Annotated in this window: 15 protein-coding genes; 8 read left to right on the top strand and 7 right to left on the bottom strand. The window is 58.5% G+C overall.

Annotated features, from left to right (window positions below):
• Window positions 1-2: 2 nt before the first annotated feature.
• Window positions 3-1,508: a SpoVR family protein gene (locus F1529_RS04895; RefSeq protein WP_155132580.1), complete on the top strand. Its 1,506-nt coding sequence runs from the start codon at window positions 3-5 to the stop codon at window positions 1,506-1,508.
• Window positions 1,509-1,525: 17 nt separating this feature from the next.
• On the opposite strand, the gene F1529_RS04890 is transcribed toward F1529_RS04895, so the two are convergent.
• Window positions 1,526-2,470 carry a DMT family transporter gene (locus tag F1529_RS04890; protein WP_155132577.1) on the bottom strand — a complete coding sequence of 315 codons (945 nt, stop codon included), beginning with the start codon at window positions 2,468-2,470 and terminating at the stop codon, window positions 1,526-1,528.
• Window positions 2,471-2,835: 365 nt separating this feature from the next.
• Here F1529_RS04890 and F1529_RS04885 point away from each other — a divergent pair, with 365 nt between their 5' ends.
• From F1529_RS04885 to F1529_RS04870, 4 genes are read left to right on the top strand one after another with little or no spacing between them, the layout of a single operon-like run.
• Window positions 2,836-4,068: a multifunctional CCA addition/repair protein gene (locus tag F1529_RS04885; RefSeq protein ID WP_155132574.1), complete on the top strand. Its 1,233-nt coding sequence runs from the start codon at window positions 2,836-2,838 to the stop codon at window positions 4,066-4,068.
• The gene (locus F1529_RS04880; RefSeq protein WP_155132571.1) at window positions 4,068-4,805 is read left to right on the top strand and encodes a pteridine reductase; all 738 of its coding nucleotides are present in this window, start codon (window positions 4,068-4,070) and stop codon (window positions 4,803-4,805) included. The genes F1529_RS04885 and F1529_RS04880 overlap by 1 nt, the downstream gene beginning before the upstream one ends.
• A gap of 31 nt (window positions 4,806-4,836) precedes the next feature.
• A complete protein-coding gene (locus tag F1529_RS04875; RefSeq protein WP_007149469.1) occupies window positions 4,837-5,277 on the top strand; it encodes a DUF4124 domain-containing protein in 441 nt (146 codons plus the stop codon).
• A complete protein-coding gene (locus tag F1529_RS04870) occupies window positions 5,265-6,191 on the top strand; it encodes a DUF4124 domain-containing protein (RefSeq protein ID WP_155132568.1) in 927 nt (308 codons plus the stop codon). Before F1529_RS04875 ends, F1529_RS04870 begins: the two co-directional genes overlap by 13 nt.
• A gap of 219 nt (window positions 6,192-6,410) precedes the next feature.
• On the opposite strand, the gene folK is transcribed toward F1529_RS04870, so the two are convergent.
• Both folK and folB read right to left on the bottom strand, forming a co-directional pair.
• Window positions 6,411-6,932 (bottom strand): 2-amino-4-hydroxy-6-hydroxymethyldihydropteridine diphosphokinase, encoded by a 522-nt coding sequence (folK, locus tag F1529_RS04865; RefSeq protein ID WP_007150764.1) that lies wholly within the window; start codon window positions 6,930-6,932, stop codon window positions 6,411-6,413.
• Window positions 6,925-7,287, bottom strand: coding sequence for a dihydroneopterin aldolase (gene folB, locus F1529_RS04860; RefSeq protein ID WP_007150436.1), 363 nt, complete (start codon window positions 7,285-7,287; stop codon window positions 6,925-6,927). Before folB ends, folK begins: the two co-directional genes overlap by 8 nt.
• A 191-nt stretch (window positions 7,288-7,478) precedes the next feature.
• Between folB and plsY the strand changes: the two genes are divergently transcribed.
• Entirely contained in the window at window positions 7,479-8,093 is a 615-nt protein-coding gene (gene plsY / locus F1529_RS04855) for a glycerol-3-phosphate 1-O-acyltransferase PlsY (RefSeq protein WP_370456957.1), read from the top strand.
• A gap of 163 nt (window positions 8,094-8,256) precedes the next feature.
• Here plsY and tsaD read toward each other — a convergent pair whose 3' ends face one another.
• Window positions 8,257-9,282, bottom strand: coding sequence for a tRNA (adenosine(37)-N6)-threonylcarbamoyltransferase complex transferase subunit TsaD (tsaD, locus tag F1529_RS04850; RefSeq protein WP_155132565.1), 1,026 nt, complete (start codon window positions 9,280-9,282; stop codon window positions 8,257-8,259).
• A 158-nt stretch (window positions 9,283-9,440) separates the two neighbouring features.
• Here tsaD and rpsU point away from each other — a divergent pair, with 158 nt between their 5' ends.
• Window positions 9,441-9,656: a 30S ribosomal protein S21 gene (gene rpsU / locus F1529_RS04845; RefSeq protein WP_007148705.1), complete on the top strand. Its 216-nt coding sequence runs from the start codon at window positions 9,441-9,443 to the stop codon at window positions 9,654-9,656.
• A gap of 14 nt (window positions 9,657-9,670) precedes the next feature.
• Window positions 9,671-10,117: a GatB/YqeY domain-containing protein gene (locus tag F1529_RS04840; protein ID WP_007149378.1), complete on the top strand. Its 447-nt coding sequence runs from the start codon at window positions 9,671-9,673 to the stop codon at window positions 10,115-10,117.
• Between the two features lie 162 nt (window positions 10,118-10,279).
• Here F1529_RS04840 and F1529_RS04835 read toward each other — a convergent pair whose 3' ends face one another.
• The 3 genes from F1529_RS04835 to F1529_RS04825 are packed head-to-tail and all read right to left on the bottom strand — an operon-like array spanning window position 10,280 to window position 12,947.
• Entirely contained in the window at window positions 10,280-10,996 is a 717-nt protein-coding gene (locus tag F1529_RS04835) for a hypothetical protein (protein WP_155132562.1), read from the bottom strand.
• Window positions 10,997-11,022: 26 nt separating this feature from the next.
• Window positions 11,023-11,646 (bottom strand): OmpA family protein, encoded by a 624-nt coding sequence (locus F1529_RS04830; RefSeq protein ID WP_155132559.1) that lies wholly within the window; start codon window positions 11,644-11,646, stop codon window positions 11,023-11,025.
• A complete protein-coding gene (locus F1529_RS04825) occupies window positions 11,646-12,947 on the bottom strand; it encodes a TolC family outer membrane protein (RefSeq protein WP_196220371.1) in 1,302 nt (433 codons plus the stop codon). The genes F1529_RS04830 and F1529_RS04825 overlap by 1 nt, the downstream gene beginning before the upstream one ends.
• Window positions 12,948-12,978 lie beyond the last annotated feature (31 nt).

The raw sequence follows: 12,978 nt of genomic DNA, 5'->3' as shown, positions 1-12,978 counted from the left end.
GCATGTTTCTTTCAGAGGGCTCTGACTGGGATTTTGAATTACTGGCCCGCTACGATGAAGCCATTGCGGATCTGGCCCATAACAAATATGGCCTCGACACCTACCCCAACCAGATCGAGGTCATTTCGTCCGAGCAAATGATGGATGCCTATTCTTCCGTGGGCATGCCGGTAGGCTACAACCACTGGTCATTCGGCAAACAGTTCGTGGAAGTCGAGGGGCGTTACCGGCGCGGGCATATGGGCCTGGCCTATGAAATCGTGATCAACTCCGACCCCTGCATCGCCTACCTGATGGAGGAAAACAACATCACCATGCAGGCGCTGGTCATCGCCCATGCCAGCTATGGGCATAATTCATTCTTCAAGAACAACTATCTTTTCAAAACCTGGACGGATGCCTCGTCCATCATCGATTACCTGGTGTTCGCCCGAAACTATATTGCGGACTGTGAGCAACGCCATGGCGTCAAGGCCGTGGAGGAAACCCTGGATTCCTGCCATGCGCTGATGAACTACGGGGTGGACCGCTACAAGCGCCCTTCGCCCATTTCCGCCGTGGAGGAAAAACGCCGGCAACGGGAACGGGAAGCCTCACTGCAGAAACAGATTTCTGAACTCTGGCGCACTTTTCCGCAGTTACAGCCTGCCGTTCAATTACGCGAGGAGCCCCCGAACTTTCCGGCGGAGCCCCAGGAAAACCTGCTCTACTTCCTCGAAAAAAACGCCCCCTTGCTGGCGCCCTGGCAGCGGGAAATTATCCGTATCGTGCGCAAAATGGCCCAATACTTTTACCCCCAGCGCCAGACCAAGGTAATGAACGAAGGCTGGGCCTGCCTGTGGCACTACACCTTGCTCAATGACCTGTACGACCAGGGGAAAGTCACCGACGGCTTCATGCTGGAATTTCTGCAGAACCATAGCCAGGTCATTTACCAGCCGCCGTTCACTGCGCCCTTCTACAGCGGCATGAACCCCTACGCCCTGGGCTTCAACATGTTCCAGGACATCCGCCGCATCTGCGAAAACCCGGACGACGAAGACCGGGAATGGTTCCCGGACATTGCCGGCTCCGACTGGCTGAGTACGGTGAAATTCGCCATGGAAAGCTTCAAGGACGAGAGCTTTATTCAGCAGTTCCTGTCACCACGCCTGATCCGCTATTTCAAGTTTTTTCAGATCGCCGACGATGACCGTAACGACTACGTGGAAGTGGGCGCCATTCATAACGAACAGGGTTACCGCAAGGTCCGTGATGCGCTGGCCGAGCAATACAACCTGAGTATTCAGGAACCCAACATCCAGGTGGTCAACGCCAATGTGCACGGCGACCGCACGCTGACCTTGCGCCACCAACGCAGCAGCGGCCGGCCACTGGATGAAAACAGTGCCCGGGAGGTGCTACGCCATCTGCACCGCTTGTGGAAGTTCGAGGTCCGCCTGGAGAGTGTTGAGCACGGCAGCGTACTGAACGAATTCAGCATGCCACCGCCCACCGTTATTTCCTGATCCGGGCCAGGCTGACATCACGGCACCGGATCCGGGGTACTTGCTGTCTCTGAATCTGCCATTTGCTTCAGCTGGCGGCGCACCTTGTGATCCCCCAGCAAGAAAAGCGACAACGCGAGCACAATCAATGCGGCGCCTGCCAGCACCAGGGCACCAAGGCTTTCGCCGTTGAACAGGCTACCCAGCGACAGCGCCAACACCGGTGTTATCAGCGTCACCAGCGCCACGGTGGCCGCAGGCAAGCGCGCCAGTACCTGGTAGTAGCAGTAAAAACCCAACAGCGAGCCAAACACCGCCAGATACAGGATGGCGGACAAGCCCCGATAGTCACCGCTAAAACTCAACGTCTGCCCGGTAATCAACATACCGGCGGCATAGCAGGGTAACGACAACAGCAAGCCGCCCACGGTTTGCTGCATGGGCTGCAGCCCGGCGGCCACACGTTGCACGGCGATGCCACTGCCGGCAAACAGGGTCACCGCGCTGAGCATCCACAGCAAGCCGACGCCCCGGTCCCCCATGCCTTGCCCGGCGACCAGCACCTGCAGGCTGTCATCAAATACCAGTGCCAATCCGGCCAGGCCGATCAGGCAGGCACTCCAATGCCAGCGGTTGAGCCGTACCCCACCCGGCAAGCCTTGCAGCATTAGCCCGGAAAGTAACGGCGCCAGGCCAAAGATCACCGAGATCAACCCGGAAGGCAGGTGCGCCGCCGCCATATAGCTACAGCCCATGGCACCGAAAATACCCGGCAGGGACGCCAGATAGCTGAGCCGCGCCCGGCGATGCAACGGCAACGGCTGACGTTTCATCCACAACCAGCCCAGGCCCAGCAGCGCAGCGATGCCCATACGCACACCGGCTGCCGCCAGCGGCGCCATGGCCTCACCACTCCATTTAATCCCCAACGGCGTGGTTGCCCACACCGCCACCACGATCAAATACGCTGCCAGGGTTGGCATGATTTTCTCCGCTTCAAGCTACACGCAACACGCAACACGCATCAACGCGCTCATCGTTGCCTTTTGATTTGCCACCTCAGCGCCCGCGCTCAAACATTTGTGCGCGGGCAGTGCCTCAGGACTCCGGCTTGCGTTGATTCGCGTTGTTGCATGGAGCCTGTTGCGTGAAGCGGCCCCATAAAAAAAGGCCGCAGGTCGGGGGACGCTGCGGCCTTTTTTGATAACTGAAACTTTCAGTCACACAGCCGTCGTCCCTGCGCACGCCATTTGCGTGCACAGCGGTCGACGACCAGCATCAAAGAGTTCAGTTTCAGTACGATAGAAAGCATGCGACCATTCTGCTCAAGAACTCACAGGTAAACAAGATGAAAGTGTATCTGGTGGGCGGTGCGGTGCGGGACTCCTTGCTCGGCCTCCCCGTGACAGAAAAGGACTGGGTCGTGGTTGGCGCCACGCCGGAAGAAATGGAAGCCAACGAATTCCGCCCCGTGGGCAAGGATTTCCCGGTATTCCTGCATCCCGAGACCCAGGAAGAATACGCCCTGGCCCGCACCGAGCGAAAATCCGGCCATGGCTACGGGGGCTTTACCTTCCATGCCGCCAGCGACGTCTCCCTGGAAGAAGACCTGATTCGCCGCGACCTGACCATCAATGCCATGGCGCGTTCAGAAGGTGGCGAGGTAGTCGACCCTTTCCACGGCAAGATCGATCTAAAAGCCCGCTTGCTACGGCATGTTTCACCCGCTTTTGCCGAGGACCCGCTGCGGGTATTGCGCGTGGCACGATTCGCCGCCCGTTATCACTGGCTCGGCTTCCGCGTCGCAGACGACACCCTGACACTGATGCGCCAGCTCAGTGATAGCGGCGAACTGGATTACCTGGTGCCCGAGCGGGTCTGGAAAGAAACCAGCCGGGCACTCATGGAACCCGCTCCCCAGGTTTTTTTCCAGGTCCTGCATGCCTGTGGCGCGCTGGAAAAACTGTTCCCCGAATTGGCCGCACTGGATGGCGTTCCCCAACCGGAAGTCCACCACCCGGAAGTCGATACCCTGGTGCACCAATGGCTATGCCTGGAAATGGCCGCCAAACTCAAGCTGCCGTTGACGGCCCGTTACGCCGTGCTGTGCCACGATCTGGGTAAAGCCAAAACACCACAGGCAGAGTGGCCCCGGCATATCGCCCACGAAATTCGCAGTGCCCGACTGTCACGCACCCTGTCGAAACGTCTGCGGGTTCCCCGTGACGCCGCTGACACCGCTGCGCTGGTGGCCGAATACCACACCCACTGCCACCGCGCTCTGGAGCTGAAACCGCAGACCGTGTGGAAACTGTTCAAGGCACTGGATGTGATCCGCCGGCCCGAACGGTTGGAAGATTTTCTGGGCGCCTGCGAAGCCGATGCCCGTGGCCGTACTGGCTTCGAAGACCGCGACTACCCCCAGGCAAATTACCTGCGCGGTGCGGCCCAGGCGCTCCAGTGTGTGGACGTGGCCGCCTTGCGCGCTCAGGGTATTGAAGGGCCCGCCCTGGGCGACGCCATCGAAAAAGCCCGCATCCAGGCCATCACCACTTTCAAACAACAGGAGCTCAATCCCTGATGACAGCCCCCGTCGCCCTGGTTACCGGCAGCGCCCGCCGTATCGGCGCCCAGATCGTTCGTACCCTGCACCACCGCGGCATGCGGGTCATCATCCATTACCGTGGCAGCCAGCAGGAAGCCGAAAGCCTGGCCGCGGTTCTCAATCAGACCCGCCCGAACAGTGCCGCCTTGCTACAAGCCGATCTGGACCAGCCGGCGGCCGTACGCCAGCTGGCCAGCGATGCACTGGCCTGTTTCGGCCAACTGGACCTGCTGGTGAACAATGCCTCCAGTTTTTACCCCACGCCCATTGATCAGGCCGACGACGCCGACTGGGAAAAATTAATTCACAGCAACCTGCGCGCCCCCTTTATTCTCAGCCAGCAACTGACGCCGGCCCTGCGCCAACAGCACGGCTGCATTATCAACATTGTCGATGTCTACGCAGAAAAACCGCTGCAGACCCACACCCTGTATTGCATGGCCAAGGCAGGACTTGCGATGATGACAAAAAGCCTGGCGCGGGAGCTAGGCCCGGAAATTCGCGTCAACGGCGTGTCGCCGGGGCCGATCCTGTGGCCGGAGGCGGGGCAAATGAACCAGCAGGCCATTCAGGATGCCACCGCGCTCAAGCGCAGCGGCGAACCGGATGACATCGCCAACACTGTTTACTGGCTGGCCACAGCCGCGCCGTTTATAACAGGTCAGATACTGGCCGTGGACGGGGGACGTTCACTGGCCTTGCAGGGAAGCTAAACCACACAACACGAGACGGATACTCGGGGGAATGATGAGATTAATCGGGGGAATAATTCTGTTACTGACGGTCATGTCTGCCAGTGCAGAAATCTATCGCTGGAAAGACGCCAACGGAAACTGGCAATTCGGGGACAAGGCGCCCAAAGAGCAACATGACACTCTCGACGTGAAAGCTCCCCCCAAAATTGGTCAGGAGGATGCACGCGATATTCATGCCCGCACCCAGCGCCTGCTGGAAAGCCAGCGCACCCAGGCCCGGGAAAAAGCCCAGGCTGAAGAAGCCGCCCGAAGACAACACCAGGAACGTTTTGCCAAACCCTGCGCGGAAGCACAAGACCGCCTGAAAATGCTCAAAGGCCCTTTCGAATACATTGAAGAAGACGGCTCACGGCGTGGCGCAACGGCAGACGAAGTTGCCGCTGACCAGAAAAAAACCCGCAAATGGATTGATGAACATTGCGATTTCTAGCGCTTGCTCTCACCCTCAGCCTCCTGCTCGGCGGCACCGCCCGGGCAGAAATTTTCCAGTGGCGTGACGCCAACGGCAAATTGCATTTCGGTGACCGCCCGCCGGAAGATGCACAAACCCAAACCGTCACCCCCGATATCAGCCCGCAACTCAAAGAACTCGAGATCAACGTCAAACGTCAGGACTTCACCCTGTCTGGCGACTTGCAGCAACAAACGCTGGATAACATTAGCAACATCTACCAGCGCTACCGCCGGGACTTCGGCCTGGACCTGCATGGCACCGCGGAAGTCAACCTGTACCTGATTGAGAAACAGGACGACTTTCAACAATGGATGGTTGACCGGATTGGCACCAGCAGCCGCCATTATGCGGGCGTCTTTATTCCTGCCACCAATGAAGTGGCGGTGTGGCAATGGGCCGATAATGAACGGCAAGTTGCCCAGACTATCCTGCATGAATCCAGCCACGTTCTGCTCTACCAGTTATCTCCCTCGGCCCCGGTCTGGCTGCAGGAAGGCCTGGCACAGTATTTTCAGACCCTGGAGACGCAACCGGACGGCCGCCTGAAAATCAGTGCGCTGCCGGATGCCCAGCAGCGGGTTCAGACCTGGATCGAACAACAGCGCCTGATTACTCTGCGGCAGTATCTGTCCCTGGACGATGCGCAATGGCGAAAAATGGCCCACCAGCTCAACGCCATTCCCTATACGGTTGCCTGGGCCACCACCGCTTTTCTCATGTCCAAACCCGTGGGCCGCGCCACCCTGCGACAAATGCTCCAGGACCTGGAAAAAACCCACCAGCGTCCAACATTACAGCGTATCGAGCACCTCTATCCGGGTGGTATTTCGCGGCTGGAATACGATTTCTTTCGTTGGGCCCAAAGCGATATGGCACCGCATTGGTATTAAGAGAGACGCAACACGCTTCACGCTACACGCTACAAGCTGCAACGCAAGCCAGGTAACCCCTGAAAAACTCCCTGCATCACTGATTTTCTGTGGGAAGAGATGCTTGCATCACGAATAACGACGGTGCGCTACGCGCTACAGGCACTTTCTCGATGCGAGCATCGCTTCCCACAGTGGCGCTGGAACTCCTTGGGAGAGACGGCATATTAAAAACCGCCGTTATTCATCCTCGAACGGCACCACCCACAAATTCTGCCCACTGAAATCTGCTGCTTTCAGCAATGCCTGATAAGACGTTTTTGTTTCGGGATGCAGCGCATCCGGGGCCAGATCCACCAGGGGTTTCAACACAAAAGCATGTTTGAGGATTTCATCGCGGGGCAGCTGGACGCCATCCACTTCCCCCACACAGTCGTCGTAGGTAAGGATATCGATATCCAGGGTTCGGCTGGAAAACTTTTTCTCGCCTCGCACCCGGCCATGGTCTTTTTCGATGTCCTTCAGGCAAGCCGCCAGGTCCCCGACACTCAGACTCGTCTTCAGCCCCACCACCAGGTTATAAAAAGCATCGCCGTCGAAACCCACCGCTTCACTTTCGTACACCGGACTGATTGCCAGCGGCGAAAATACCCGGGCCAGCGCTTTCAGCCCAGAGCGGATATTGTGCTCACGATCGATATTGGAGCCCAGGCTAAGGAATACCTGAGCCTGAGACGCGTCACCTTCCAGCGCTTCACCCATCGGGACGTTCACCCCGCTCAATGATCACACCCACATCCCGTGCCCCACGCAGGGCGCCCGGTTTGCTGAGCCGCAGCTTCAGCCACGGCACCTGAAATTCCTTGAGGACCAGCTGCGCCACGTTCTCGGCCAGCGTCTCAACCAGCTGAAACTCGCTGCTTTCGATAAAGGCAATCAACCGCTTGCCGATAGCCTTGTAGTCCAGGGCATCGTCGATGTGATCCGATGCTGCCCCTCTGCGAATGTCCGCCGCCATTTCCAAGTCCAGACTGACGGTCTGGCGAATACGGCGCTCCCAGTCAAAAATGCCGATCACGGTATCCACTTTCAAATCATTGATATAAACAATATCCATACTCGATCTCTTGGCGTGGCATTCACCGGCACCTACGCTGACACAGGGCCTCTGGCGGATGAATCCCATTTCAGGTAATCAGATGTTACGCTTGCAGCGCAGGCAATAACGCCCTGCTGTGTACAATGTCACCCCATGTATTACAGGGCGCAAATTTCGCTGCCTCAGCGATTGAAGGGAGATTATAGCCGGTGCAAGCAGGGACATTACAGGACGTCTGGTTTTGGCTGCTGCCATTGTGCGTAGCCGGCTATCTGATGGGCTCCATTTCCAGTGCCATTCTGGTGTGCCGACTGTTCGGCTACCCGGACCCGCGCACCGAGGGCTCCAACAACCCCGGGGCCACCAATGTGCTGCGCATTGGCGGTAAACCGGCGGCCGCGCTCACCTTGCTCGGTGATGTACTCAAAGGGGTCATCCCCGTGGTGCTGGCCCGCTCTCTGGATATGGGGCCCTTTGTCGCCGCCCTGGTGGGTACCTTCGCCTTTCTCGGTCACTTGTACCCGGTGTTCTTCCATTTTCAGGGTGGCAAGGGCGTGGCCACGGCTTTCGGGCTGTTATTCGCCCTACACTGGCCCAGCGGGCTGCTTGCCGGTGGCATCTGGCTGCTGGTTTTTGCCCTCAACCGCATTTCTTCCATCGCCTCACTCAGCGCCTTTGTGGTGGCACCGGCGTGTATCTTTGCCTGGCTACCCCAGGCCTTCTGGCCCATGCTGGCCCTGTCACTGGTGATGATCGCCCGGCACCGCAGCAACCTGCAGAAAATCCTGCGCGGGGAAGAACTGGGGTTCAGAAAGAAGGATTGATTCGCAGTTTAAAGTTCAAAGTTCAAAGTTGAAAAGCGCGTCTAGCAGCCTCGGGCTTGGGCAGGCCGTGCCCGCGACATTACCGTTAATCGCGTGCAGAGCATGGCAAAACTGGTCAGCTTGGTCCGCGTTTAAACTTTGAACTTTAAACTTTCAACTGGGTTTACAGCGCCGCCAACTCCGTCAACGGCCAGCGCGGGCGGATCTTGATGGGCAGGGCGGCTTGCTCACCGGCCTGCAATCGCAAGGCACCGGCAAAGGCGATCATGGCGCCATTATCGGTGCAGTACTGGGGAGCCGGGTAGTAGACGTCCACGCCACGCTTCTTCATCTGCTCCGCCAGCTTCGCGCGCAACGACTGATTGGCACTGACGCCACCCGCCATCACTAACCGTTTGTGTCCGGTCTGCTCCACCGCGCGGCGGCATTTGATCACCAGGGTATCCACCGCTGCTTCCTCGAAAGCACGGGCAATATCGGCCCGGTCCTGCTCGCCCAGCGCATCCTTGCCGCCCAGATCATTGATGGTGTTCAGGGTGAAGGTCTTAAGCCCGGAAAAGCTCATATCCAGCCCCGGGCGATCCGTCATCGGGCGGGGAAAACGAAACCGCCCCACCGTGCCCTGCTGGGCCAGCGCAGCAATGCGTGGCCCCCCCGGATAACCCAGACCCATCATTTTCGCGGCCTTGTCGAACGCTTCACCGGCAGCATCATCCACCGATTCGCCCAGAATGGCGTAGTCTCCCAGCCCCTGGGCATCCAGCAGCAGGGTATGCCCGCCACTGACCAGCAGGGCCACAAACGGAAACGCCGGCGCATTGGGTTCCAGCAACGGCGCCAGCAGGTGTCCTTCCATATGATGCACCGCCACCGCAGGCAGATCCCAGCCGAAGGCCAGTGAACGGGCCACGCCGGCGCCTACCAGCAAGGCGCCGGCCAGCCCTGGTCCGGCGGTATAGGCGATACCATCCAGCTGCTCTGGGCGGGTATCGGCCTCCCCCATCACTTCACGCACCAGCGGCAGAACCCGCTGCACGTGGTCACGGCTGGCCAGCTCTGGCACCACCCCGCCATAACGGGCATGCATCTCCACCTGACTATAGAGCGCCTGGCCCAGCAGGCCCTGCTCGGTGTCATAGATGGCCACGCCGGTCTCGTCGCAGCTTGATTCAATACCCAATACGCGCATGGTGCTCAACCCTGTGAAATTGCGGCGCCATGATAGCGCCAGACGCCCGGATTTGCATTTATTCCCCACTCAGGTAGAATCCCCGCCTCGCCGCACCCCGGGACCACCTGAGCCCGCGGCGAACCCATAAACTCTAATTTCTAGGAAGGTGATTCTTCATGCCTCAGGTGAAGGTGAAAGAAGGCGAACCGTTTGATGTGGCCCTGCGCCGTTTCAAGCGTGGCTGTGAAAAAGCGGGTATTCTCTCTGAAGTGCGTCGTCGCGAGCAGTACGAGAAGCCCACACAAGAGCGTAAGCGCAAGCGTGCCGCAGCCGTCAAGCGTCACCTTAAAAAACTGCAGCGTGAGCAACTCGCACGCAAACGTTTGTACTAAGGTATAGACGTCTGATGAGTGCGCTCAAAGAGCAGCTCACTGCAGCCATGAAAGACGCCATGCGTGCCAAAGAAAAGGCACGTCTTGGCGTTTTTCGTATGGCGCTGGCAGCGATCAAGCAAATCGAAGTGGACGAGCGCATCGAACCCGATGATGCCCGTGTACTGGCGTTGCTCGACAAGCTGATCAAGCAGCGCAAGGATTCAGCCACACAATACCGTGATGCGGACCGCCCTGAACTGGCGGAAACCGAAGAAGCGGAAATTGTGGTACTCCAGGAATTCCTCCCCACCCAGCTCAGCGATGCCGAAATCGATTCCCTTATCGATGACGCCATGGCGCAAACCGGTGCGTCCGGTATGCAGGATATGGGCAAGGTGATGGGCATTCTCAAGCCGCAATTGCAGGGTCGTGCCGATATGGGCGCCGCCAGCGGCAAGGTTCGCGCCAAACTGGGCTGAGCCAGACTCCAGCAACAACACCTAGGCCTCCCCCCCCCCTTATTCCGTCCATTGACGACGAACGCTGTTTCCCTGCGTCTACGATACGCACAAACACCGCAGCCTACCTCGATGCACCGTAGGTCGGCTTAGGCCGAAGGCCGTAAGCCGACAAGCAGCAATTTAACGGTAACCGCCAGCAAAGACCGGCTCCGCCACGCCAGCGGCAACCGCATTGGCCTGCATCACCTGAGGAGACGGCAACACCAACAAGCCGCTATCGAACTCACGGATTGCCGTGGGCCGGTTCTGCTCAGTGGTGGCATCAGCCAGGCGGACGACAGCACTGTCATCTGTGTCTTCCTCCCGGGCCTCATCCTCTTCCGGCGGGTAGGCAATAAAGCCCTGCAGAAGATGTTTGTCTGCCAGCTCCTGGCGGTGCTCCGCCAGCAGATAGAACCGCACCAGCTGAGCCCCCTCGATCTGCCCCGAATAAGCCTGTCGCAGTACCGTTTCCTCATCCAGGTAGGTTTTGCCCGGGTCCTTCTCCTGATCCTCGTCGTCCCCGTTATCCAGCGCCACATCCGGCAACCAGACTCCCAGCGTCAGCGAGAAAGGGCGCGCTTTTGCTTTTTCGGACAAGAAGCCCATCCCCAGATCATCCAGGCTGGACAGGGTAAGAATGCCGTTGGATTTACCGTTAATGAACATCCCCGCCGGCTGCTCCACCAACACCACGGTAAAGTCACTGATATCGTCTTGATACAGGTCATAGAGCCCCTGAGACGTGGCAATGCGCAGATCTGTGGCTGGCTCGCTGGTTTGAGCCTCGTCGGCACTGGCCACTGCTGCGACGCTCAGACTGGCCAGCAACAACATATGTTTAAACATTGCAGTCATCTTGATTCCTTTCATCACAGCCTTCATCACTTCACCGCCTTGCGGGTTGCCGCTTCATCCTGCAACTGCTCCGCGTGATAGATATCCCATTGCCTTACCGACTCGTACTGAGGCGGCCGGGTCACCTGCACAATGGTTCTGCGCTGACGCTTGAACAGGCGGTGACGAACCAGTTCATCCGTAAAGATGTAGTCCTTGAGCTGTTCACCGTGAACACCCCGCTGCAGCAGTTCACCGGAAATGGCTTCCGCCCGGCGCTCACCCAGCCGCTGGTTATACTGGATGGTCCCTTCCGGGCTGGTGTCCCCGACAATCGCCACCTGGCTGTCCGGTGAGCTCAGCACATCACGGGCAATCTCATCCATCACTTCCTGCTGGTCCTCACGAATCAGCGATTTGTCGAAATCGAAAAACACAAAATACAGCTGTTCATACCCTTTCCATTCCCATTCCGTGCAGCCTTGTGCATCGGCAGTGACACCGGCCGGAGAATTGGCGCACAAATCCCGGGCATCCACCACACCGTCGCCATCAGCATCGGCCAGCTTGAATGGTTGCGAACGTTCCAGTGTCAGGGTTTCCGGTACCGAGGAGCTGCAACCCGCCAGCACCAGCACGACACTCAGCATCATCATTCCGCGCATGCTCATCAGTCTTCCCCTCTCACAAAACCTTCCGGATACGCGACACGCAGCGCATAGCCCAGCTGCCCGGTGGCGTTCATCAGTCGGTAGGATGAAATCAGCTGATCGTAATTGGCGGCCAGGTAGTTCTTGCGGGCCAGGAACAGCTCCACTTTTGCGTTCAATACATCCAGCAGGGTGCGACGCCCCAACTCATATTGACGGATATAGCCTTCCTCTGCGGCAGTCGCAGCATCCACGGAGGTACGCAGCACGTCCTTCTGGCTGGCCAGCACCGCACGGGCCCGCCAGGCCAGCTCTACCTCATCCTTGACCTGACGCAGCGTGCCTGAGCGCACCGCCTTGGCTTCGTGCAGACGCCACTGGGACGATGCAGAACGGGCAGTATCGCGGCCGCCGGCATAGAGGTCATATTCCATCACCAGCAACAGACGGGCGTCTTCATCGCGCCCTTCAAAACCGCCGATGTCATGGCCTTGCACCGCATCGGCTTCAATGGAAAAACGCGGCCAATAACCCGCCTTGTTCACCACCACTTCCTGCTCGGCTGCCTGAATGTCCGCTTTCGCTGCATCCAGCTCAGGGTGATTATCAAACGCCCGCTGCAGCGCCAGCTTCGGCGTTGCCGGAATCACGCTTTCATCCGGCACCGGTTGCACCAGAGTATCGATATCGTGACCGACCAGAGAGCGCAGCTGGGTACGCTGATCTTCCAGGTTATTGGTCGCGGCCAAAAGCGAGCTACGCGCATTGGCCAGGCGTGCCGCCACCTGGGCAATATCCGATTCACTGGCCAGCCCCCGCTCAGTGCGGCTGGTAATGAATTCCAGAATATTTTCATGGTCCTGAACGTTGTTGAATGTAAGCTCGGCAATGTCCTTGGCCTTGAGGGTTTCCAGATACACACTGGCCACATCCAGCGCCAGGTTTTCTGCTTCACTGATCAGCCCCAGCCGCTCGGCTTCCGCTTCCCGATCCAGGCGCTTCATGTTGGCACTGGTGCGAAAGCCGTCAAAAATAAGCTGCGACAACCGCACACCGATTTCATCCTGGGTCAGTTGCTCATCAATTTCCTGACCGGTCCGGTAATTGGTCCACTCCTCGCCCACTTGCCCGCGAATGGAAAGCTGGGGCAAATAATCCGCCGTGGCCGCACGCTGATCCCGGTCCACGGACTGGTAACGGGCAAACCGTTCCTGAATTCTGGGGTGGGTATCGATAGCCTCGGCCACCGCCTGTTCCAGCGACAACGCGCTGACCGACAACGGTGCGCATAAAAGCGATACAGCAAGCCAAACCGTTCTCATTCTTCCTCTCCTTGAAGGCAACAACGTTTTT

The organism is Alcanivorax sp. VBW004 (genome assembly GCF_009718865.1).
Taxonomy (GTDB): Bacteria; Pseudomonadota; Gammaproteobacteria; order Pseudomonadales; family Alcanivoracaceae; genus Alcanivorax.
The sequence above is the reverse complement of the archived record's forward strand: the minus strand, read 5'-3'. Positions and strand labels throughout refer to the sequence as shown.

What these genes read in the sequence shown, in the direction of transcription:
- folB (WP_007150436.1), bottom strand. Translation starts at nt 7,287, where the DNA reads ATGGATATTGTTTATATCAATGATTTGAAAGTGGATACCGTGATCGGC.
- F1529_RS04835 (WP_155132562.1), bottom strand. Translation starts at nt 10,996, where the DNA reads ATGACTGCAATGTTTAAACATATGTTGTTGCTGGCCAGTCTGAGCGTC.
- tsaD (WP_155132565.1), bottom strand. Translation starts at nt 9,282, where the DNA reads ATGCGCGTATTGGGTATTGAATCAAGCTGCGACGAGACCGGCGTGGCC.
- F1529_RS04895 (WP_155132580.1), top strand. Translation starts at nt 3, where the DNA reads ATGTTTCTTTCAGAGGGCTCTGACTGGGATTTTGAATTACTGGCCCGC.
- F1529_RS04885 (WP_155132574.1), top strand. Translation starts at nt 2,836, where the DNA reads ATGAAAGTGTATCTGGTGGGCGGTGCGGTGCGGGACTCCTTGCTCGGC.
- F1529_RS04890 (WP_155132577.1), bottom strand. Translation starts at nt 2,470, where the DNA reads ATGCCAACCCTGGCAGCGTATTTGATCGTGGTGGCGGTGTGGGCAACC.
- F1529_RS04875 (WP_007149469.1), top strand. Translation starts at nt 4,837, where the DNA reads ATGATGAGATTAATCGGGGGAATAATTCTGTTACTGACGGTCATGTCT.
- folK (WP_007150764.1), bottom strand. Translation starts at nt 6,932, where the DNA reads ATGGGTGAAGCGCTGGAAGGTGACGCGTCTCAGGCTCAGGTATTCCTT.
- F1529_RS04830 (WP_155132559.1), bottom strand. Translation starts at nt 11,646, where the DNA reads ATGAGCATGCGCGGAATGATGATGCTGAGTGTCGTGCTGGTGCTGGCG.
- F1529_RS04825 (WP_196220371.1), bottom strand. Translation starts at nt 12,947, where the DNA reads ATGAGAACGGTTTGGCTTGCTGTATCGCTTTTATGCGCACCGTTGTCG.
- F1529_RS04840 (WP_007149378.1), top strand. Translation starts at nt 9,671, where the DNA reads ATGAGTGCGCTCAAAGAGCAGCTCACTGCAGCCATGAAAGACGCCATG.
- rpsU (WP_007148705.1), top strand. Translation starts at nt 9,441, where the DNA reads ATGCCTCAGGTGAAGGTGAAAGAAGGCGAACCGTTTGATGTGGCCCTG.
- F1529_RS04880 (WP_155132571.1), top strand. Translation starts at nt 4,068, where the DNA reads ATGACAGCCCCCGTCGCCCTGGTTACCGGCAGCGCCCGCCGTATCGGC.